The sequence below is a fragment of the Streptomyces sp. NPDC047525 genome, assembly GCF_040643025.1.
GTDB classification, from domain to species: Bacteria; Actinomycetota; Actinomycetes; order Streptomycetales; family Streptomycetaceae; genus Streptomyces; species Streptomyces durmitorensis.
In genome coordinates this window covers 376,564-397,309 of record NZ_JBEYTL010000004.1, presented here as the reverse complement: position 1 = coordinate 397,309, position 20,746 = coordinate 376,564, and the positions used below count along the sequence as shown (strand labels likewise).

Annotated in this window: 17 protein-coding genes; 7 read left to right on the top strand and 10 right to left on the bottom strand. The window is 71.7% G+C overall.

Features of this window, described 5'->3' with window-relative positions; translation table 11 throughout:
* Positions 1-82: 82 nt before the first annotated feature.
* A complete protein-coding gene (locus tag ABZ833_RS14205; protein ID WP_361045700.1) occupies positions 83-1,423 on the bottom strand; it encodes an NAD(P)/FAD-dependent oxidoreductase in 1,341 nt (446 codons plus the stop codon).
* Positions 1,424-1,680: 257 nt separating this feature from the next.
* Complete coding sequence (locus tag ABZ833_RS14200) at positions 1,681-2,616, bottom strand: TIGR01777 family oxidoreductase (RefSeq protein ID WP_361045697.1); 936 nt, start codon at positions 2,614-2,616, stop codon at positions 1,681-1,683.
* 62 nt (positions 2,617-2,678) lie between these two features.
* On the opposite strand from ABZ833_RS14200, the gene ABZ833_RS14195 reads away from it, so the two are divergent.
* Positions 2,679-3,167, top strand: a complete 489-nt coding sequence (locus ABZ833_RS14195) for a GNAT family N-acetyltransferase (RefSeq protein WP_361045694.1) — start codon at positions 2,679-2,681, stop codon at positions 3,165-3,167.
* Between the two features lie 119 nt (positions 3,168-3,286).
* The gene (locus ABZ833_RS14190) at positions 3,287-4,462 is read left to right on the top strand and encodes a PP2C family protein-serine/threonine phosphatase (protein ID WP_361045691.1); all 1,176 of its coding nucleotides are present in this window, start codon (positions 3,287-3,289) and stop codon (positions 4,460-4,462) included.
* 53 nt (positions 4,463-4,515) lie between these two features.
* Here the strand turns inward: ABZ833_RS14190 and ABZ833_RS14185 are convergent, their stop codons facing one another.
* Positions 4,516-5,202, bottom strand: a complete 687-nt coding sequence (locus ABZ833_RS14185) for a TetR family transcriptional regulator (RefSeq protein ID WP_361045689.1) — start codon at positions 5,200-5,202, stop codon at positions 4,516-4,518.
* Between the two features lie 144 nt (positions 5,203-5,346).
* Between ABZ833_RS14185 and ABZ833_RS14180 the strand changes: the two genes are divergently transcribed.
* The 3 genes from ABZ833_RS14180 (at position 5,347) to ABZ833_RS14170 (ending at position 8,009) form a co-directional block, all read left to right on the top strand.
* Positions 5,347-6,132, top strand: a complete 786-nt coding sequence (locus ABZ833_RS14180; RefSeq protein ID WP_361045686.1) for an SDR family NAD(P)-dependent oxidoreductase — start codon at positions 5,347-5,349, stop codon at positions 6,130-6,132.
* Between the two features lie 53 nt (positions 6,133-6,185).
* Positions 6,186-7,058 (top strand): SDR family NAD(P)-dependent oxidoreductase, encoded by an 873-nt coding sequence (locus ABZ833_RS14175; RefSeq protein WP_361045684.1) that lies wholly within the window; start codon positions 6,186-6,188, stop codon positions 7,056-7,058.
* A gap of 84 nt (positions 7,059-7,142) precedes the next feature.
* On the top strand, positions 7,143-8,009 hold the full coding sequence (locus ABZ833_RS14170) for a peptidoglycan recognition protein (protein WP_361045681.1): 867 nt from the start codon (positions 7,143-7,145) through the stop codon (positions 8,007-8,009).
* An 87-nt stretch (positions 8,010-8,096) separates the two neighbouring features.
* Here the strand turns inward: ABZ833_RS14170 and ABZ833_RS14165 are convergent, their stop codons facing one another.
* Positions 8,097-8,624, bottom strand: a complete 528-nt coding sequence (locus ABZ833_RS14165) for a DUF4240 domain-containing protein (RefSeq protein WP_361046307.1) — start codon at positions 8,622-8,624, stop codon at positions 8,097-8,099.
* Positions 8,625-8,823: 199 nt separating this feature from the next.
* On the opposite strand from ABZ833_RS14165, the gene ABZ833_RS14160 reads away from it, so the two are divergent.
* Entirely contained in the window at positions 8,824-9,783 is a 960-nt protein-coding gene (locus tag ABZ833_RS14160; protein WP_361045679.1) for an SDR family oxidoreductase, read from the top strand.
* Positions 9,784-9,832: 49 nt separating this feature from the next.
* Positions 9,833-10,804 carry a YafY family protein gene (locus tag ABZ833_RS14155; protein ID WP_361045677.1) on the top strand — a complete coding sequence of 324 codons (972 nt, stop codon included), beginning with the start codon at positions 9,833-9,835 and terminating at the stop codon, positions 10,802-10,804.
* A gap of 71 nt (positions 10,805-10,875) precedes the next feature.
* Here ABZ833_RS14155 and aceE read toward each other — a convergent pair whose 3' ends face one another.
* The 6 genes from aceE to cobS all read right to left on the bottom strand — a co-directional run bounded on the left by aceE (position 10,876) and on the right by cobS (position 20,703).
* Positions 10,876-13,581, bottom strand: coding sequence for a pyruvate dehydrogenase (acetyl-transferring), homodimeric type (gene aceE, locus ABZ833_RS14150; protein WP_361045674.1), 2,706 nt, complete (start codon positions 13,579-13,581; stop codon positions 10,876-10,878).
* 313 nt (positions 13,582-13,894) lie between these two features.
* Positions 13,895-14,518, bottom strand: a complete 624-nt coding sequence (locus ABZ833_RS14145) for a GntR family transcriptional regulator (RefSeq protein ID WP_361045671.1) — start codon at positions 14,516-14,518, stop codon at positions 13,895-13,897.
* Positions 14,519-14,655: 137 nt separating this feature from the next.
* Complete coding sequence (gene sucB / locus ABZ833_RS14140; RefSeq protein ID WP_361045668.1) at positions 14,656-16,437, bottom strand: 2-oxoglutarate dehydrogenase, E2 component, dihydrolipoamide succinyltransferase; 1,782 nt, start codon at positions 16,435-16,437, stop codon at positions 14,656-14,658.
* A gap of 62 nt (positions 16,438-16,499) precedes the next feature.
* On the bottom strand, positions 16,500-17,888 hold the full coding sequence (gene lpdA / locus ABZ833_RS14135; RefSeq protein WP_361045666.1) for a dihydrolipoyl dehydrogenase: 1,389 nt from the start codon (positions 17,886-17,888) through the stop codon (positions 16,500-16,502).
* Positions 17,889-18,188: 300 nt separating this feature from the next.
* Complete coding sequence (locus ABZ833_RS14130; protein ID WP_361045664.1) at positions 18,189-19,712, bottom strand: leucyl aminopeptidase; 1,524 nt, start codon at positions 19,710-19,712, stop codon at positions 18,189-18,191.
* Positions 19,713-19,920: 208 nt separating this feature from the next.
* Positions 19,921-20,703 (bottom strand): adenosylcobinamide-GDP ribazoletransferase, encoded by a 783-nt coding sequence (gene cobS, locus ABZ833_RS14125; RefSeq protein ID WP_361045662.1) that lies wholly within the window; start codon positions 20,701-20,703, stop codon positions 19,921-19,923.
* Positions 20,704-20,746 lie beyond the last annotated feature (43 nt).

Genomic DNA, 20,746 nt, shown 5'->3' with positions numbered 1-20,746 from the left:
GTGGGGGCGCGAGGGCTTCCAGGGGGTGTGGCATATAGGTCGGATGGATCGGTCCGGTCAGGCGTCAGGGTCAGTCAGGGCGTCAGGCCGCCATCGGTAACTGCCCCGTCCCATGCGCGGGGTCCACGCCGAAGTCCGCGAGCGCGGCCCGCGCCGCGCGACGGCCCGAGTACAGCGCGCCCTGCACCGTGCTGGTGTCCCGGTGGTCCCCGCACACGTAGAGCCCCGAGAGCAGCCGCACCGGGCGGCGCAGATCGTGCGGGGGCGGCATCGCGGGCACCGCCTCGCGGGTGTGGTGGACGGCGAGGGACTCCCACCGGGCGGTCGATGTGCCGTACAGCTCGGCGAGATGGGCGAGGACGGCGCGCTCGTCCGGCGGCGGGCCGAGGACCGTCGAGGAGATGAGGGCCCGGCCCGCGGGTGCGCGCGACGGGTCGACGTGGCTGATCACGGCCGTGTGTGCGACCGGCCCCGAACGGTCGGCGTCGAGCAGCAGGGCGGGTTCGGCGAGCGGCGGCTCGGGGGCCGCGTGGTGCAGCACCGTCACCTGGTGGAAGGGAGGCACGCGCAGGCCGGGCAGCAGCTCGGCGGCGGCGCGCGCGTCGGTGGCCAACAGGACGGCGCGGCAGCTCACTTCGCCGTGCTCCGCGGTCGTGACCGAGGTCGTGGAGACGGCTGTGGCGCGTACGCCGGTGCGCACCGTGCCCGGTGGCAGCGCGGCCGAGAGGAGCTCGGGAAGCGCCTCGGCGCCGCCCTCCGGCAGGCACAGACGGCCGCGCGCGAAGGAGTGCAGGGCGAGGTCGGCGCACCGGCTCGACGTCGTCAGGTCCGGGTCGCACAGGAGTGCCGAGAGCAGCGGGCGCAGGAAGCCGTTGACGGTGCGCGCGGGCAGACCGCGGTCGAAGAGGGCTTGTGCCGCCGGGAGTTCGGGGCGGGCGAGGAGGCGCTGCGGGGGTGTCGCCGCGATCCTGGCGAGCGCCGCGCCGAGGCGGGCCTGGTCGAGCGCGCCGCCGAGAGGGGTGGTGCGGGGCGCGGTCCGAGCCGTGCGCGGACCCCTGGGGGCGCTTGCGAGGGCGCGTGCGGCGGTGAGTGCGCCCCTTGCGCGCCGGGGGCTCGTGGGCTCGACGGCGCGGTGGTGCCGGCCGTCGCTGTGCACCAGGACACCGGGCACGAAGGGCCGCAGTACGAGGGCGTCGAGCCCCGGTGTGTGGCGCAGCTCGGGATACGACGTGGTGAGCAGCTGCCCGATCCTGTCGAGCCGGAACCCGTCGACCTTCTCCGTCGACATGCGCCCGCCGACGTAAGGGGCGGCTTCCAGGACGACGGTCGTTACACCGGCACTGGTCAGCTGGTGGGCGGCGGAGAGTCCCGCGACCCCCGCTCCCACGATGACGACATCCGCATGGTGCGCAGGCTCTAGCACGGGCCCCTCCCCGGGGTTGCGCGGCTGCTGGGGACGTCATGCCCTCAACAGGGCTTCGGAATCACCGAGTTCCGCACGAGGGTAGGAGCCGAAACGTATCGAGGCAGTCGCGCATCGACCGAGCACGGTCGCACGCCGGTCGCACGGCGATCGCAGACGCGAAGAAGGCGATCGGAAGACGTCAGGGCAGATGTGCCGGGAGTGGTTTCGCGTTCACCGAAGCACTGTTCACCGCGGTGTCGGCCGCCGCGTGCCGTTCACCGCAACGCGGCGCGGATCGACTCCTCGATGCCCGGGAACGCGAACGAGAAGCCCGACTCCAGGAGCCGGGTCGGCAGGACCCGCTGGCTGCCGAGCACGTCACCGGACATCTCGCCGAGCACGACGCGCAGCGCGGGCCGCGGTGCCGTGAAGAGCGTGGGCCGGTGAAGCACCCGCCCCATCGCCGCCGTCACCTCACGGTTGGTGAGCGGATCGGGCGCCGTCAGGTTCACAGGACCCGACAGCGTCGGCGTGTCGAGCAGGTGCCGCAGCGCGGCCACCGCGTCGTGCAGCGAGATGTAGCTCCAGTACTGCCGGCCGTTGCCGAGGCGTCCGCCGAGCCCCGCCTTGAAGAGCGGGAACATCCGCGCCCAGGCCCCGCCCTCGCGCGCCACCACCAGGCCGTTGCGCGAGAAGACCGTGCGGACGCCCGCCTCATGCGCCGCGGCCGCCGCACCCTCCCACTCCACGCACAGGGAGGGCAGGAAGCCCTCTCCGGCAGGTGCGCTCTCGTCCACCGCGCGCTGACCGGTCTCTCCGTAGTAGCCGATCGCGCTCGCGCTCAGGAAGACGCGCGGCGGCTCGTCCAGCGAGGCCGCGGCCTCGGCGAGCGCGGAGGTGCCGAGCACCCTGCTGTCGCGGATCTCCTGCTTGTAGGCGGCCGTCCAGCGGCGATCGCCGATCCCGGCTCCCGCCAGGTTGACGAGCGCGTCACAGCCCGCGAGCCCCGCCATGTCGACGTAGCCCTCCTTGGGGTCCCATCGCACCTCGTGCTTCGTACGAGGTGTACGGCGCACGAGCCGCACCACCTCACGGCCGTCGTCGGTCAGGGCGCGGGTCAGGGCCGTCCCGATGAGGCCGGACGCGCCGGCCACGGCGATACGGGACGGCCGCGAGGACAGGGCTGACTGCTCGGGCTCGGTGGGCTCCATGACGCCATCCTGCCCCGGAAACCCGCCGTGAGGCGCGCGGCGCCCGTCGTACAGTGACGCGCATGCCGGACACGCACATACGTACCGCTCTGCCGGACGACGAAGAAGCCCTGGGCCGCATCGACCGCGTCACCTGGTCCACCCTGCACGCGGTGCAACCGGCTCCGCAGCTCCCGTACCCGCCGTTCTTCAGCGACCGCTTCGGCCCCCGCGACCACTTGGTCGCAGAGCTCGACGGCGTGGTGGTCGGCTACATACGGCTCGGTTTTCCCACCTCCCTCCTCGCCAACGCCCACGTGCGCCAGATCCTGGGCTTCGCCGTCGCGGACGAGGCGCGCGGCAAGGGAGTGGGCCGCCGGCTCGTCAGGGCCGCGGTGGAGGAGGCCCGCCGCCAGGGCGCGCGGCGCGTCACGCTGCGGGTGCTCGGCCACAACACCCCCGCCCGGACGCTCTACGCCTCCGAGGGCTTCGTGGTCGAGGGGGTGCTGCCGGGCGAGTTCTTCCTCGACGGCGCGTACGTGGACGACGTGCTGATGGGACGCGTGCTCTGACCGTCCCGGGCCCGCGATGACCCCCGCCCGGGGTTCGGCACCCGACGGACCGGCCCGGCGTGCGGTGGGCACGCGCGCGTAGGAGCGTGGGAAGGCCGACCGGAGGGAGGAGCGAACCGATGTTCAGGGTCGCTGCTGCCAGTCGGCGGGACCGGGAGGAGCCGGGCTGGCTGCGCGGCGCGCCGAGGCCACGCTGGGTGCGCTGGCCCCCGCCCGTGCTCCTGGCCGTCATGTGCGTCATCCAGCTGGCCACCCCGGAGACGGTCGACCTCAGCTTCCTGCTCGCCGCCGTGCCACCGCTTGCCGCGCTGTCGTACGGCGCCTCCGCCACGGCCCTCTTCGGCGGCGCCGTGGTGCTGCTGCTCGCCCTGCCGGACGTCGGACTCGGCCGCCCCGGGGACAGCGATCTGCTGACGGTCGCCTTCGTGGCGCTCCTGAGCATCCTGTTCGCCTGGGTACGCAGTCGGCGCGACGCCCAGCTCGTCACCGTCCGCACCGTCGCGGAGGCCGCCCAGTTCGCCGTCCTCCCTCCGCTGCCCGAGCGCGTGGGCCCGGTGCGCTGCGCGGGCCTCTACCGCGCCGCACAGGGCGGGACGCTGGTCGGCGGCGATCTCTTCGACGTACGCAAGGGCCCCTGTGGCGTACGGGCGCTGGTGGGCGATGTGCAGGGGCACGGTCTCGCGGCCGTCGGGACCGTTGCCGCGCTGCTCGGCGCCTTCCGGGAGGCGGTGCTCGACCAGCCCGATCTGGAGGGGGTGGCCGCCCGCCTCGACCGGCGCCTGGTGGTCGACTCCGAGGAGGCCGAGCACGCCGAACTCTTTGCCACCGCCGTGCTCCTGGAGTTCCGGGAGGACGCCCCCGAGCTGCGGATCGTCTCCTGCGGCCACCCGCCCCCGCTGCTGCTGCGCGGGGGAGCCGTCGAGGAGCTCGCCGTGGCGCCGGGCGCTCCGCTGGGCCTGGGAATCGCCGGTGTCGCCCCGCCCGAAGAGGTGACGGTGGGCCTGAAGCCCGGCGACCGGCTGCTCGTGGTGACCGACGGCGTGACCGAGGCGCGGGACGCGTCCGGCGCCTTCTACCCGCTGGCCGAGCGCCTCTCGGTGCTCTGCGCCGACCTGCTGGACGACCCGGCGGCCATGACGTCCGCGGTGTGGAGGGACCTGATGCGGTTCTCCGGCGGGGTCGGGGACGACGTGGCGCTGCTGGCGTTCTCGCTGGACCTGGGGCTCGATCTGCGGCTGGAGCGGGGGCCGGAGCTGGATCCGGAGCTGGATCCGGAGCCGGATCCGGGGACGTAGCGGGGTACTGCGGGGGAGTGGGGGCGCTGCGGGAGCGGGAGGGGGTGCTCGCCTCAGCGGTCGGCGCGCCGGGCGTGCAGGAGCCGGAGCCCGCCCGTGAGTTCGCGCAGACAGCGCACCGCCAGGACGGCGGGCGAACCGGGCCCCTCGGCGGGCGCGTCCGTGGCGGCCCAGGTCTCCAGGGCCAGGCGGATGGCGTCCGTGGCCGCCGCGGCGGCCAGGCGCACGTCCAGCGCGTCGGCGTCGTCCCCGGCCAGGCGGGCGAGCACGGGCACGAGCTGCTCCTCGGACTCCTGGTTCACGCGGTACCAGACGGCGCGCAGCGCCGGATCGTCCTGCGCGGCGCGCAGCAGGCCGCGGGTCCACTCCAGGGACTCGGCCGCGCGGTCGTCCGCCGCGGTCAGTGCGTCCGCGATGGACCGCTCCAGGGCCGTCGGCACTCCGGCGGCCGGGTCGAGGCCCGCCAGGTGGGCCCGCCACTCGGCGGCGCCCCCGGCGAGGAGCGGCGCGACTGCGTCCTGCTTGTTGCGGAAGTACCGGTAGAAGGTGCGCAGCGCCACTCCGGCCCGGCCTGCGATCTCCTCGGCCGTGGTGCCGTCCGGGCCGCGCTCGGCGAAGAGTTCGGCCGCGGCGCGGGCGATGTCGAGCTGCGTGGCCGCTTTGCGGCGCTCGGTCAGCGACGGCGGCGGTGACTGCGGTGACTGCGGTGACTGCGGTGACTGCGACGGGTGGGTGCTCACGTTCGCAGCCTACGCGCGATTCTCACCCTGATACATGAATTGTCGGCATGGCAAAACGTGCCAGAGAGGCGTACATTGAAATCAGACCGGGAAGGCCGGGTCCATGGGCGGATCCGGGAGCCCGGAGTTGATCGGAGGCATTTCATGAACCGCTACGCAGGCCGTCGTGCACTCATCACCGGCGGTGGCTCGGGCATCGGGCAGGCCACCGTCCTGCGGATCCTGGAGGAGGGCGGCAAGGTCGTGGCCGCCGACGTCAGCGAGGCGGGCCTGAAGGACACCTCCGAGAAGGCGGGCGCGGCGGCCGACCGTCTCACCACCCTCGTGGTCGACATCGCGGACGAGACCTCGGTGCGCGAGGGCGTCGCCACCGCCGTCACCGCGCTCGGCGGCCTGGACGTCCTGGTGAACGCGGCGGGCGTGCTCCGCTCCTCGCACACGCACGAGACCAGCCTGGATTCCTTCAACCGCGTCATCCAGGTCAACCTGGTCGGTACGTTCCTGGTGATCCGCGAGGCGATCCCCGCGCTGCTCGACGGCGACGACGCCGCCGTCGTCAACTTCAGCTCCACCTCCGCGACGTTCGCCCACCCGTACATGGCGGCGTACGCGGCGAGCAAGGGCGGCATCCAGTCCATGACGCACGCGCTGGCCGCCGAGTACGGCAAGCAGGGCATCCGCTTCAACTCCGTCCAGCCCGGCTCCATATCCAGCGGCATGACCGACGGCAGCGGCGCCAGCAAGCAGAGCGTCGGCCCCGGCCTGCCCGAGGACGCCGACATGAGCCTCTTCATGAAGCTGGCCCCGGCCATCGGCCAGGGCTTCGCGGGACCGGAGTCCGTGGCCTCTGTGGTCGCCCTGCTCGGCTCGCAGGACGGCAAGTTCATCACCGGCACCGAGGTCCGGGTCGACGGCGGCACCCACTTCTGACAGACAGACGAGGACGCCGTCCGGGACAGGGCGCCGCCCGAGAGGAGAGCAGCATGAGCAACGCAGGCCAGACCTTCGCGGGCCAGACCTTCGCAGGCCGGACCTTCGCGGGCAAGGTCGTCGTCATCACCGGTGCGTCGGCGGGCATCGGATCGGGATTCGCCCGGCACGCGGCGGCCCTTGGCATGAGGCTGGTCCTCGCGGACATAGCCGCCGACCGCCTCTCGGCCCTGGCCGAGGAGTTGCGCGCCGCCGGGGCCGAGGTCGAGCCGGTCGTGACGGACGTGTCCGACCCGCTCTCGGTCGACGCCCTCGCCGACCGTGCCTATGCCCGCTTCGGCACCGTCGACATGCTGATCAACAACGCCGGGATCATGGCCATGGGCTACTCCTGGGAGATCCCCGCCGAGCGCTGGGACGCCGCCCTGCGGATCAACATCGGCGGCTATGTGAACGGCATACGCTCCTTCGTGCCGCGCCTGCTTGAGCAGCCGACGCGCAGCTGGGTGCTCAACGTGTCCTCGGTGGGCGGACTGCTGCCGAGCCCGCTGATAGCGCCGTACAGCGTGACCAAGTTCGGGACACTCGCGCTCACCGAGTCCCTCGCCCACGAGATGCGGATGAAGCAGGCGCCGGTGCAGGTCTCGGTCGTGCTGCCGGACTCGGTCAAGAGCGAGATATTCAGGGCCGCGCTGCCGGGGGACGGCACACCGCCGGAGATAGCGGAGTTCAACGAACAGCTCCAGCAGCGCGCCGACACCCAGGGGATCACGCCCGAGGAGCACGCCCGCCGTGTCTTCGAGCAGGCCGCGGAGGGCGGTTACTGGATCACTCCGCAGCCCGAGATGATCGACGCGGCGCTCCAGCCGCGCACGGACATGATCCTTTCCCGGACGAACCCGGGGCTCGGCCTGGGCGGGGTCTGACCGCGGCCCGGGGAGAGCTGCTCAGGTTCAGCCGAGTGGCGGACCACGGTCGCGGGCGGTGCGGGTGGGCCGGAGAGTCGGACCATGCGTGTCTTCCGTGGGATGTCCGCGGCGCGCGTGCCGTCGGCGGTGCGTGCGGTGCTGTGCTGTGTCCCCGGTGCCGTGGCCGTAGGGCTTCTGCTGATGTGTGCGCTGTTCGCCGGGCCCGGGGCTTCGGGGGCGCCGGGGCGGGCGGGTGACGGCCCGGTGGCGTTCGCCGGGCTCGGTGAGCGGGCAGGCGTGACCGGGCGGCACCCCATGATGCCGGCGGCCGCGGCGCCGGTGCGGCGGGCCGTGGGGCATCCCGCGGCGCAGCCTCGCGTCGTGCCGCGCGCCCAGTGGCTGGCCGGTGCGGTGCGGGAGCCGCCTCCGGCCCGGTATGCCGACCGGGTCCAGGCGGTGTTCGTGCACCACACGGACTCCCCGAACAGCTACGACTGCACCGATACGCCGCGCATCATCCGTTATCTGTACGCAGGCCAGGTCGAGGGCAGACAGTGGGACGACATCGGCTACAACTTCCTCGTCGACCGGTGCGGGACCGTCTACGAAGGGCGTGCGGGCGGCATCGACCGGGCCGTGGTCGGCGCGCACACGCAGGGCTTCAACCGGGAGTCGGTGGGGATCGCGGCGATCGGGACGTTCACGGCGGGGGTTCCCGTTCCCCGGGCGATGACCGATGCCGTGGCGGCCCTCGCCGCATGGAAGCTCGGGCTCTCGGACGTGGACCCGCGCTCCACGGTGGGGCTGGTCTCCTCGCACAGCCTCAGCAAGTACCCGGCGGGCACGAGCGGGCATTTCAGCGCGGTGTCCGGGCACAACGACGGCTACTACACGCACTGCCCGGGAGCGGCACTGACGGCGGCGCTCCCCGCGATCAGGCAGGCGGCCGCACGGCTGCAGAACCGGTAGCGAACCGGCAGGAGAGGCGGAATGAGCACCCCGTGGGCCCGTGCCTCAGTCGACTGGACCCGTGTCTCGGTCGACCGGGCCCGTGCCTCAGTCGACGGCCCCGCCGAAGCGTTCCCACAGCTTGGGGTAGCGCTGGGACATCGCCGCCTCGTCCTCGAAGTCCAGCGGCGTCCCCTCCGGTTCCTGAGGGGCGGGAGCGATGCCGAGGTCGGGGGTGACGACGCCGGTGAGCTGCTCGTAGGCCTCGTCCGCCGCGTAGCCCAGCTCCTCGCCGTCGCCGTCGATCTCCTCGTCGAAGTCGTCGAGGAGATCCGCGAGCGAGTCGGGGTCGTGCAGGGCCCCCTCGAAGACCTCACGCCCCTGGCCGATCAGCCAGCAGCGGAAGTAGTCGAAGGCGTCGTCGCTCGCGCCGCCGAGGATGACCCAGGAAGCTCCCCAGAGGTCCCAGCGGTACGCACGGTTGTAGCGGGCCTCGAAGTGACGGGCGAAGTCGAGCACCATGTCCGGCTCGAGCTCCAGCAGCCTCTCGGTGAGCAGGTCGGCGTGGTCCTCGGGGTCGCCCTCGGCGGCCACGCGGGTGCGGTCCACGATCTCCCAGAACTCCGTCTCGTCCATCACGGGACAAGCATCGGTCCTGGGGGGTGGGTACGCACGCGGAGTGCGGCGGATGCGGCTGTGTCGTTATGCGTGCACATGCCCGTGGAAAACCCGACAGCAGGTGTCGGCATTGGGTGGCAGCCTCGAAGACATGAGCAGCGACAGCGACAGGGACAGAGATATGAGCGGCGACAGGGACAGGGAGACGGGCAGGGACATGGACAGCACCCACGACGCACTGGCTCAGCCACTGGCGGGAAAGGTCGCCCTCGTCGCCGGTGCCACCCGCGGCGCGGGCCGGGCCATGGCTGTGGAGCTGGGCCGCGCCGGAGCCACCGTGTACGCGACGGGACGTACGACCCGCGCGCACACCAGCGAGGTCGGCCGCACCACGGAGACCATCGAGGAGACCGCGGAGCTGATCACCGCCGCGGGCCGTGAGGCGGGCGGAGCCGGCACGGGAATCGCCGTACCGACCGATCATCTGGAGCCCGAGCAGGTCGAGGCCCTCGTCGAGCGCATCGACCGCGAGCAGGGCCGCCTCGACATCCTGGTCAACGACATCTGGGGCGGCGACGTCCACGTCGAGTGGGACAAGAAGATGTGGGAGCACGACCTCGACAAGGGGCTGCGCCTGATGCGCCTCGGCATCGAGACCCACATCGTCACCAGCCGGTACGCGCTCCCGCTGCTCATCAAGAACCCCGGCGGCCTGGTCGTCGAGGTCACCGACGGGACCGAGGAGTACAACGGCCCCAACTACCGCAAGCCCTTCTACTACGACCTCGCCAAGGCGGCCCCGCTGCGGATGGCGAAGGGCCTGGCCGAGGAGCTCGGGGAGTGCGGCTGCACGGCGCTCTGTCTGACCCCCGGCTGGCTGCGCTCCGAGGCGATGCTCGATACGCACTTCAAGGTGACCGAGGAGAACTGGCTCGACGGCCGTGAGCAGAACCCGCACTTCGCGATCTCCGAGACCCCGACGTTCGTGGGCCGGGCCCTGGTCGCGCTCGCCGCCGACCCCGAAGTGGCCCGCTGGAACGGGGCATCGCTCTCCAGCGGCGGCCTCGCCAAGGAGTACGGCTTCACGGACGTCGACGGTTCGGCGCCGGACGCCTGGCGCTACATCGCGGAGGTCGAGCAGAAGGGCAAGCCGGCGGATGTGACGGGCTACCGCTAGTCACTCCGACGAGCACGGGCGGGCCACCGGCTAGCGGCATCATGGGGGCATGCGCGCTGCACGCCTCATCAAGATGGTGCTTCTGCTCCAGGCCCGCCCCTCCATGACCGCCGCCGAGCTCGCGGGCGAGCTCGACGTGTCCGAGCGGACCATCACGCGGGACGCCCAGGCGCTTTCGGAGGCCGGGGTCCCGGTCTACGCGGACCGGGGCCGCACCGGTGGCTACCGCCTCATCGGCGGCTACCGCACCCGCCTCACCGGGCTCGGACGCAGCGAGGCGGAGGCGCTGTTCCTGTCCGGAGTCCCGGGCGCACTGCGGGAGATGGGCCTGGAGGATGCCTCGTCCGCGGCCCGTCTGAAGGTGTCGGCGGCCCTGATGCCCTCCCTCCGGGACGCCTCGCAGAACGCCTCGCAGCGGTTCCACCTGGACGCGCCGGGGTGGTTCCAGGAGACTCCGGCGCCCGAGCTGCTGCCCCCGCTCGCGGACGCGGTCTGGGACGACCGGCGCGTCACCGCCCGCTACCGGCGCCAGGACGCCGAGGTGGAAAGGGAGCTGGAGCCCTACGGCCTCGTGCTCAAGGCGGGCGTCTGGTATCTGTGCGCGCGGGTTCCCGACACGGGTTCGTTCCGGGTGTACCGCATCGACCGCTTCACCGCGATCGCCACCGGCGAGGACCGCTTCGTACGCGACGAGGAGTTCGACCTGCCGGGCTTCTGGGAGGAACGGGCCGCGCAGTTCGCGCGGGCCATCCTGCGGTCCGAGGTCGTGCTGCGGCTCTCCGAGGCGGGCGTACGACAGCTCCCGTACGCCACTGACGCCGTCTCGGTGCGTGAGGCGCTGGAGGAGGCGAGCGAGCCGGACGACCAGGGCTGGGTGACGCTCACCCTGCCCGTGGAGAACGAGACGGTCGCGTACACCCAGCTCATGTCACTGGGCCCGGAGGTGGAGGTCCTGGAGCCGACGACACTCAGAGAGCGGTTCGCGGAAGCGGCAACGCAAATGGCCAGCCGCTACAAGTAACCCCCCCCGTAAACGAAAGCGGGCCCCCACCACCCGGTAGGGACCCGCATCAAGCCGAAGGCAACAGACGGCTACAGACCGTACTTGGCCCGAGCCTCCTTCACCGCGGCAGCGGGAACCTCGCCCCGCCGCGCCAGCTGCGCGAGAGCGGCCACGACGATCGACTCGGCGTCGATGCCGAAGTGGCGACGCGCCGCGTCACGCGTGTCGGAGAGGCCGAAGCCGTCCGCGCCGAGGGACGAGTAGTCCTGTTCGACCCACTGCGCGATCTGGTCCGGCACCTGCCGCATGTAGTCGGAGACCGCGAGCACCGGGCCCTGCGCACCCTCAAGTGCCGTACGCACGTAGGGAGTGCGCTCCTCGCCGCGCAGGATCGCCTCGTCCGCCTCGAGGGCGTCGCGGCGCAGCTCGGTCCAGGAGGTCGCGGACCACACGTCGGCGGCCACGCCCCACTCCTCGGCGAGCATCTTCTGCGCGGCCAGGGTCCAGTGGATGGCCGTGCCCGAACCGATCAGCTGGATGCGCGAGGCGTTGGCGGCGGGGGAGTGGCCCGCCGTCTCGGCCGTGTTGAAGCGGTAGAGGCCCTTGACGATGCCCTCGTCGACACCCGCGGGCTTCGCGGGCTGCGGCATCGGCTCGTTGTAGACGGTGAGGTAGTAGAAGACGTTCTGGTCCTCACCGGGGGCCGCCTCGCCGTACATCCGGCGCAGACCGTCCTTGACGATCGCCGCGACCTCGTAGGCGAACGCGGGGTCGTACGACATGGCGGCGGGGTTCGTCGCGGCGATCACCGGCGAGTGGCCGTCCGCGTGCTGGAGACCCTCACCCGTCAGCGTCGTACGCCCTGCGGTGGCGCCGACGAGGAAGCCGCGGCCGAGCTGGTCGCCGAGCTGCCACATCTGGTCGGCCGTGCGCTGCCAGCCGAACATCGAGTAGAAGATGTAGAACGGGATCATGGCTTCGCCGTGCGTCGCGTACGACGACGACGCGGCGATGAAGTCCGCCATCGAACCGGCCTCGGTGATCCCCTCGTTGAGGATCTGGCCGTCCTTGGCCTCGCGGTAGTACATCAGCTGGTCGCGGTCGACCGGCTCGTACGTCTGGCCCTTGGGCGAGTAGATGCCGAGCGACGGGAAGAGCGACTCCATGCCGAAGGTGCGCGCCTCGTCGGGGACGATCGGCACCCAGCGCTTGCCGGTCTCCTTGTCGCGGATCAGGTCCTTGACGAGGCGTACGAAGGCCATGGTCGTCGCCATCGACTGCGAGCCCGAGCCCTTGTCGAAGGAGGCGAACGACTTGTCGGCCGGGGCGGGCAGCGGCGCGAGCGGCTGCGTGCGGCGGGCCGGGGCCGGGCCGCCGAGCGCGGCACGGCGCTCCTGGAGGTAGCGGACCTCGGGGGAGTCGGCGCCGGGGTGGCCGTAGGGCACCTGGCCGTCGACGAAGTCGCTGTCCGAGATCGGCAGCTCCAGGAGGTCGCGCATGTCCTTGAACTCGTCCACCGTGAGCTTCTTCATCTGGTGGTTGGCGTTCTTGGACTCGAAGCCCTTGCCGAGCGTGAAGCCCTTGACCGTCTGCGCGAGGATCACGGTCGGCGCGCCCTTGTGGGTGAGCGCCGCACGGTAGGCCGCGTAGACCTTGCGGGCCTCGTGGCCGCCGCGCGAGAGGTGGAAGCACTCGCTGATCTTGTCGTCGCTCAGCAGCTTGCCCAGCTCGACGAGCGCGGGCTCGGAGCCGAAGAAGTGCTCACGGATGTAGGCGGCGTCGCGCGTCGCGTACGTCTGGAACTGCGCGTCCGGCACCTCGCGCAGGCGGCGGACCAGGGCGCCGTTGGTGTCGAGCTGGAACAGCTCGTCCCAGGCGTTGCCCCACAGGACCTTGATGACGTTCCAGCCGGCGCCGCGGAACTGGGCCTCCAGCTCCTGGACCACGCGGAAGTTGGCGCGGACCGGGCCGTCGAGGCGCTGCAGGTTGCAGTTGATGACGTACGTGAGGTTGTCGAGACCCTCACGGGCGGCGAGCGCGAGGGCTGCCGTCGACTCGGGCTCGTCCATCTCGCCGTCACCGAGGAACGCCCACACGTGCGAGGCGGAGACGTCCTTGATGTTGCGGTTGGTGAGATAGCGGTTGAAGCGCGCCTGGTAGATCGCCGACAGCGGGCCGAGGCCCATCGATACGGTCGGGAACTCCCAGAGCCAGGGCAGACGGCGCGGGTGCGGGTAGGACGGCAGGCCGTTGCCACCCGCTTCCTGGCGGAAGTTGTCGAGCTGCGCCTCGTTCAGACGGCCGTCGAGGAAGGCGCGGGCATAGATGCCGGGGGAGGCGTGGCCCTGGATGTAGAGCTGGTCGCCGGAGCCGGCGGCCTCCCCGGACTCCTTGCCCTTGAAGAAGTGGTTGAAGCCGGTCTCGTACAGCCAGGCGGCGGAGGCGAAGGTGGCGATGTGGCCGCCGACGCCGTGTTTGCTGCCCCGGGTCACCATCGCGGCCGCGTTCCAGCGGTTCCACGCGGCGATCCGCTGCTCCATCGCCTCGTCGCCCTCGACGGCCGGCTCGGCGGAGGTGGGGATGGTGTTGACGTAATCGGTCTCAAGGAGCTTGGGCAGCGCCAGGCCCGCGCCCTCGGCGCGCTCCAGCGTTCGCCGCATCAGGTACGCGGCTCGGTGCGGCCCGGCCGCCTGGGTAACGGCGTCCAGGGAGGCCTGCCATTCGGCGGTCTCCTCGGGGTCGCGGTCCGGGAGCTGGTCGAGCTCGCTCGGCTGGATTGCGGAGGGGTCGGTCATGTCGCCGCCTTCCTGAGTCGGAGGGGGTCCCCTGTTCGGTAAGGGGTGGGGGTGCCCTAGGTCTTTGGCAGGACAGGGCGTGAGGCTCTGGTACGGAGTCGTTGTGCGGCTCCGCCAGAACCCCGTCGGAGACTCTAACTCCGTGATCGATGATCGATCAAAGGGTTGAAGGCGAAAACTCCTTCATATTCAGAAAGTAGGCATCCGGTGCCAACAAAACGGGCACGCGGTGCCTTCGATTTAAAGGATCGATGCAGGTGAGAGCACGTATGAGCGCCCTCGTGCTCCTACGGTGCCCGGTGCCACGGGAGCGTCAGGGGCGGGGCGCGCAGCCCAGGACGTGGGCCTTCACCAGCTCCGCGATCGCGGGATCGCGCCGCCGGAAGGCCGAGACGAGGGCCTCGTGCTCCTCCGCGTACGACTGCTGCACCGTCCCGAGCCACCGGATCGAAAGGGCGGTGAAGACCTCGATGCCGAGGCCCTCCCAGGTGTGCAGCAGCACGGAGTTGTCCGCGGCCCGCACCAACTCCCGGTGGAAACCGACCGTGTGCCGCACCTGAGAGGTGCCGTCGGCGGCACGGTCCGCCTCGTACAGGGCGGCGACATGGGGTTCGAGGGCCGAGCAGTCCTCGGCCAGGCTCTCGGCCGCGAGTTCGGCGGCGATGGCCTCCAGGCCCGCGCGGACGGGATAGCTCTCTTCCAGGTCCGCCGCGGTCAAGTTCCGTACGCGGACGCCCTTGTTGGGCGCGGACTCGATGAGCCGCAGCGTCTCCAGCTCCCGCAGGGCCTCCCGTACGGGTGTCTGCGAGACCTCGAGCTCCACGGCGATCCGCCGCTCCACGATCCGCTCGCCCGGCTGCCAGCGCCCGCTGACGATCCCCTCCACGATGTGCTCGCGGATCTGTTCGCGCAGCGAGTGAACGACGGGCGCGGTCATGTGGGCTCCTCCGGCGGGGGCAGCGCCCCCAGGGCGTTGTGACCCCTAGACAATACGGCGACGCCCCCGCTCGGAAACCACCGAACGGGGGCGTACGCGCTGATGAGACGAGTCTTACAGCCCTACGGGCCGCAGAACTACAGGCCGAGCTCGACCTCGAACTCGCCGGCCTCGAGGATCGCCTTGACCGTGGTCAGGTAGCGGGCAGCGTCCGCGCCGTCCACCAGACGGTGGTCGTAGGAGAGCGACAGGTACGTCATGTCACGGACGGCGATGGTCTCGCCGAGGTCCGGGTGGTTGATGACGACCGGGCGCTTGACCGTGGCACCGATGCCGAGGATGGCGGCCTGGTTCGGCGGCACGATGACCGTGTCGAACAGGGCACCGCGCGAGCCGGTGTTGGAGACCGTGAAGGTGGCACCGGACATGTCGTCCGGGGTGAGGCCACCGCCACGGGCCTTGCCGGCCAGCTCGGCGGTCTTCTTGGAGATACCGGCGATGTTCAGGTCGCCCGCACCCTTGATGACCGGCGTCATCAGACCCTTCTCGGCGTCAACGGCGATGCCGATGTTCTCCGAGTCGAAGTACGTGATGGTGCCTTCGTCGTCGTTGATCCGGGCGTTGACGACCGGGTGGGCCTTCAGCGCCTGGGCGGCGGCCTTGACGAAGAACGGCATCGGGGAGAGCTTGACGCCCTCACGGGCCGCGAACGAGTCCTTCGCCTTGGCGCGCAGCTTCATCAGCTTCGTGATGTCGACCTCGACGACCGAGGTCAGCTGGGCCTGCGAGTGCAGCGCCTTCATCATGTTGTCGCCGATGACCTTGCGCATGCGGGTCATCTTGACCGTCTGGCCGCGCAGCGGGGACGCCTCGATGGCCGGGGCCTTCGAAGCGGCCGGGGCCGCGGCGGCAGCCGGAGCCGGAGCGGTCTTCTTGGCCTCGGCGGCCGCGATGACGTCCTGCTTGCGGATGCGGCCACCGACGCCGGTGCCCTTGACGTCCGAGAGGCTCACGCCGTGCTCGTTGGCCAGCTTGCGGACCAGCGGCGTGACGTACGCGCCGTCGTCGGCCGGGGAGGCCGGTGCGGCGGGCGCCGACGGGGCCGGGGCGGCGGGCTGAGCCGGAGCGGGCGCCGGAGCAGCCGGGGCGGCCGGAGCCGCGGGCTGAGCCGGAGCCGGAGCGGCAGCGGCGGGCGCCGCCGGGGCTGCGGGAGCCGCGGCGGGGGCGGCCGGGGCCGCGGGAGCCGCCGGAGCAGCGGCCGGAGCGGCCGGGGCAGCCGGAGCGGCAGCGGCCGGAGCCGCACCGGGAGCGCCGATGACGGCGAGCTTGGCGCCGACCTCGGCGGTCTCGTCCTCGCCCACGACGATCTCGAGCAGCACGCCCGCGGTCGGGGAGGGGATCTCGGTGTCGACCTTGTCCGTGGAGACCTCGAGCAGGGGCTCGTCCTCCGCGACCTCCTCGCCGACCTCCTTCAGCCAACGAGTGACGGTGCCCTCGGTGACCGACTCGCCCAGGGCGGGCAGCGTGACGTCGGTACCGGAGGCGCCACCGGCCGGCGCGGCCGGGGCGGCAGGCGCCTCGGCGGCGGGAGCCGGAGCCGCGGGGGCCTCGGCGGCCGGGGCCGGAGCCTCGGCCTGAGCGGGCTCGGCGGCCGGGGCGGACTCGGCGGCGGGGGCACCGCTGCCGTCGTCGATGACGGCCAGCTCGGCGCCGACCTCGACGGTCTCGTCCTCGGCGACCTTGATGGAGGCCAGGATGCCGGCGGCCGGGGAGGGGATCTCGGTGTCGACCTTGTCGGTCGAGACCTCGAGCAGCGGCTCGTCGGCCTCGACGCGCTCGCCCTCGGCCTTCAGCCAACGGGTGACAGTGCCCTCGGTGACGCTCTCGCCGAGCGCCGGAAGGGATACGGAAACCGCCATGGTTTCAGTTGCTCCTTACGAATTGCGGAAGTCTGTGGTCGTCGCGCCCGATGACTGAAGGGTCAGTCGTGGGAGTGGAGAGGCTTGCCTGCGAGGGCCAGGTGAGCCTCGCCCATCGCCTCGTTCTGCGTGGGGTGGGCGTGGATGAGCTGGGCGACCTCGGCCGGCAGCGCTTCCCAGTTGTAGATGAGCTGGGCTTCGCCGACCTGCTCGCCCATGCGGTCGCCGACCATGTGGACGCCGACCACGGCACCGTCCTTGACCTGGACGAGCTTGATCTCGCCCGCGGTCTTGAGGATCTTGCTCTTGCCGTTGCCCGCCAGGCTGTACTTGAGGGCGACGACCTTGTCCGCGCCGTAGATCTCCTTGGCCTTGGCCTCGGTGATGCCCACGGAGGCGACCTCGGGGTGGCAGTACGTCACCTTCGGCACGCCGTCGTAGTCGATCGGGACGGTCTTGAGACCGGCCAGGCGCTCCGCCACCAGGATGCCCTCGGCGAAGCCGACGTGCGCGAGCTGGAGGGTCGGCACCAGGTCGCCCACGGCGGAGATCGTCGGGACGTTGGTCTGCATGTACTCGTCGACGAGGACGTAGCCGCGGTCCATCGCGACGCCCTGCTCCTCGTAGCCGAGGCCCTGCGAGACGGGGCCGCGGCCGATGGCGACGAGGAGAACCTCGGCGTCGAAGGTCTTGCCGTCGGCGAGGGTCACGCGGACGCCGTCCTGCGTGTACTCGGCCTTCTCGAAGAAGGTGCCGAGGTTGAACTTGATGCCGCGCTTGCGGAACGCGCGCTCAAGAAGCTTCGAGGAGTTCTCGTCCTCGACCGGCACGAGGTGCTTGAGGCCCTCGACGACGGTGACCTCGGACCCGAAGGACTTCCACGCCGAGGCGAACTCGACGCCGATGACGCCGCCGCCCAGGATGATCGCGGACTTCGGCACGCGGTCCATGACCAGCGCGTGGTCCGAGGAGATGATGCGGTTGCCGTCGATCTCCAGGCCCGGCAGCGACTTCGGCACGGAGCCGGTCGCGAGGAGCACGTGGCGGCCCTGGACGCGCTGGCCGTTCACGTCCACCGAGGTCGGGGACGAGAGCTTGCCCTCACCCTCGATGTACGTCACCTTGCGCGAGGCGATGAGTCCCTGCAGGCCCTTGTAGAGGCCCGAGATCACGTCGTCCTTGTACTTGTGGACGGCCGCCATGTCGATGCCCTCGAAGGTGGCCTTCACGCCGAACTGGTCGGCCTCGCGTGCCTGGTCGGCGATCTCGCCGGCGTGCAGCAGCGCCTTCGTCGGGATGCAGCCGTTGTGCAGGCAGGTGCCGCCGACCTTGCCCTTCTCGATCAGGGCGACGTCCAGGCCCAACTGCGACGCGCGCAGTGCCGCGGCGTAACCGCCGCTACCGCCGCCGAGGATCACTAGGTCGAAAACGGTGCTGGCGTCGTTCGCCACGTCACGTCCTCCATGCATGTGCGCCGTACGCCGGTCGGCGATGACCGGTCGGCGGCTGGTATCGGCCGCTCTTGTTTCGGCCCTGTGGTGGGGGCCCTGTCCTGCCGAGAACCCATCTTCGCACTTGTCGGCGGGAGGTGGGACGGCGGGCCGGGCTGTGAGACGTCTGATTCGCCACGTCGGGGCGTTACCCAGGCGTATGAACGTACGGATTTCGTTGAGGGCGAAATCAGACATGTGCAGACCGGGGCCCGGACATCTGGACGTCCGGGCCCCGGTCTGCGTACGAACGATCTGCCGTCAGCCGAGGTCGCCCGCGGCCGTGCGCTCCGCGAGGCGGACCAGGGTGCGGACCGCGGTGCCGGTGCCGCCCTTGGGCGTGTAGCCGAACGGGCCGCCCTCGTTGAAGGCCGGGCCCGCGATGTCCAGGTGCGCCCAGGTGATGCCCTCGCCGACGAACTCCTGGAGGAAGAGACCGGCCACCAGACCGCCGCCCATGCGCTCGCCCATGTTGGCGATGTCGGCGGTGGGGGAGTCCATGCCCTTCTTCAGGTGCTCGGGCAGCGGCATCGGCCAGGAGGGCTCGCCCGCTTCCTCGGAGGCGTCGTGGATCGCGGCGCGGAACGCGTCGTCGTTGGCCATGATGCCGAAGGTGCGGCTGCCGAGCGCCATCATCATGGCGCCGGTCAGCGTCGCCACGTCGACGATCGCGTCGGGCTCGTCCTCGGAGGCCTTGGCGATCGCGTCGGCCAGGACCAGACGGCCCTCGGCGTCCGTGTTGAGCACCTCGACGGTCTTGCCGCTGTACATGCGCAGGACGTCGCCGGGGCGGGTCGCCGAGCCGGACGGCATGTTCTCGGCGAGCGCCAGCCAGCCGGTGACGTTCACCTCGAGGCCCAGGCGGGCGGCCGAGACGACGGCGGCGAAGACGGCCGCGGCACCGGCCATGTCGCACTTCATGGTCTCGTTGTGACCGGCGGGCTTCAGCGAGATGCCGCCCGAGTCGTACGTGATGCCCTTGCCGACGAAGGCGAGGTGCTTCTTCGCCTTGGACGACGTGTACGAGAGCTTGACCAGGCGCGGCGGCGCGTCCGAGCCGACGCCGACGCCGAGGATGCCGCCGAAGCCGCCCTTGGTGAGCGCCTTCTCGTCCAGGACCTGGACCTTGATGCCGTGCTCCTTGGCGGCCGCGGTGGCGACCGCCGCGAAGGCCTCGGGGTTCAGGTCGTTCGGCGGGGTGTTGACCAGGTCGCGGGCGCGGTTGAGCTCCTCGGCCACGGCGGTGGCGCGCTCGACGGCGGCCTTGTACGCCTTGTCGCGGGGCTTGCCGCCGAGCAGGGCGACCTCGCCGAGCGGGCCCTTGGCGTCCTTGCCCTTGGCGGAACCATTTTCCTTGTACGCGTCGAAGGAGTACGCGCCCAGCAGGGCGCCCTCGGCGATCGCGCCGGTGTCCTCGGCGTCCTCTGCGGGCAGCGCGAACGCGGCCTTCTTCGAGCCGGACAGGGCGCGCGCGGCGGTACCGGCGGCGCGGCGCAGGGCGTCGGTGCCGTACGTCTCGTCCTTCTCCGGCACCGTGCCGAGGCCGACCGCGAGGACGACCGGAGCCTTGAAGCCGGAGGGCGCAGGCAGCTTCGTCACCTCGCCCTCGCCGCCGGTGGCGCCGAGGGTCTCCAGGACGGACGCGAGCTTGCCGTCGTACGCCTTGTCCACGGATTCGGCGCCGGGCGCGACAACCGGGCCCTTGGCGCCCTTGGCGACGCCGACGACGATCGCGTCGACACGGAGGCCGGACGCGGCGGCGGTGCTGAGAGTCAGAGCAGTCACGGTGGTGAATTCTCGCTTCCGTTGAGTTCCTTGGCCGATGGGGTGGGTCGACCCGCCCGGCGCCAGCCTAGAACGGGCCGGAAAGGCACCGAACATGAGCCTACGCGCGTCGCGCCCATTCGATCGTGTCGGTCGAGATTCATCCGAACGCGTCGCCGCATTTATGTTTCAACGCGGCATGGGGTGATGCGATTACGGGCGACGCGGTTCAGCCGAGGGCCAGGACGACCAGGGCCGCCGTGGCCGCGGTCTCGGCGAGCGCGCCGAAGACGTCGCCGGTGATGCCTCCGAAACGGCGGACACAGTGCCGCAGGAGGAGTTCGGCGGCGCAGACCGCGAGGACGACGGCCGCCGCGTACTGCACGGTCTCGTACGCCCCGAAGGGCACGGCGGCGAGCGCGGCCACCACGGTGACGAGCGCCGCCGCGAGCAGGGCGGCGCCCCGGGGAACCGTCCCGGCCACCGCCGCCCCGAGCCCCTCGGGGCGGGCCGGGGGGACGCCCTTGCGGGCGGCCAGGGTGAGGGCGAGGCGCGCGGCGGCCGCCGAGACGGCCGCGGCGAGTGCGCCCCGGATCCATGAGGCCTCGTACAGCTGGAAGAGGACGGCCACCTGGGCGAGCAGGGCGAAGAGCAGCGTGATGACGCCGAAGGGGCCGACGTCGGACTGCTTCATGATCTGGAGCGCCTGCTCGGCGGGTCGGGCGCTGCCGAGGCCGTCGGCGGTGTCGGCGAGGCCGTCGAGGTGGAGGCCGCGGGTCAGCGCCGCGGGGACGGCGGCGCTCGCCACGGCTGCCAGGAGGGGGCCTGCGCCCAGGGCCATGAGCGCGGCGCCGAGTGCGGCCGCGCAGAGGCCGATCACCAGGCCCGCGAGGGGAGCGCAGAGCATCCCGCTGCGGGCGGCCTCGCGGTCCCAGCGGGTGACTCTGACCGGGAGCGCGGTGAGGGTGCCGAAGGCGAAGCGGAGGCCGTCGGCGGGGGAGGATCGGGGCACCGCGGAAGGTTACCCCGCAGGCTCTTCCCGCCCTGCGGAACCC

Bases quoted from the DNA above. Each gene is read 5' to 3' on its own strand.
- ABZ833_RS14175 (WP_361045684.1), top strand. From the start codon at position 6,186: ATGAGCAACGCAGGCCAGACCTTCGCGGGCCAGACCTTCGCAGGCCGG.
- ABZ833_RS14180 (WP_361045686.1), top strand. From the start codon at position 5,347: ATGAACCGCTACGCAGGCCGTCGTGCACTCATCACCGGCGGTGGCTCG.
- ABZ833_RS14160 (WP_361045679.1), top strand. From the start codon at position 8,824: ATGGACAGCACCCACGACGCACTGGCTCAGCCACTGGCGGGAAAGGTC.
- ABZ833_RS14145 (WP_361045671.1), bottom strand. From the start codon at position 14,518: ATGACCGCGCCCGTCGTTCACTCGCTGCGCGAACAGATCCGCGAGCAC.
- sucB (WP_361045668.1), bottom strand. From the start codon at position 16,437: ATGGCGGTTTCCGTATCCCTTCCGGCGCTCGGCGAGAGCGTCACCGAG.
- ABZ833_RS14165 (WP_361046307.1), bottom strand. From the start codon at position 8,624: ATGGACGAGACGGAGTTCTGGGAGATCGTGGACCGCACCCGCGTGGCC.
- ABZ833_RS14195 (WP_361045694.1), top strand. From the start codon at position 2,679: ATGCCGGACACGCACATACGTACCGCTCTGCCGGACGACGAAGAAGCC.
- ABZ833_RS14155 (WP_361045677.1), top strand. From the start codon at position 9,833: ATGCGCGCTGCACGCCTCATCAAGATGGTGCTTCTGCTCCAGGCCCGC.
- ABZ833_RS14200 (WP_361045697.1), bottom strand. From the start codon at position 2,616: ATGGAGCCCACCGAGCCCGAGCAGTCAGCCCTGTCCTCGCGGCCGTCC.
- ABZ833_RS14170 (WP_361045681.1), top strand. From the start codon at position 7,143: ATGCGTGTCTTCCGTGGGATGTCCGCGGCGCGCGTGCCGTCGGCGGTG.
- aceE (WP_361045674.1), bottom strand. From the start codon at position 13,581: ATGACCGACCCCTCCGCAATCCAGCCGAGCGAGCTCGACCAGCTCCCG.
- ABZ833_RS14190 (WP_361045691.1), top strand. From the start codon at position 3,287: ATGTTCAGGGTCGCTGCTGCCAGTCGGCGGGACCGGGAGGAGCCGGGC.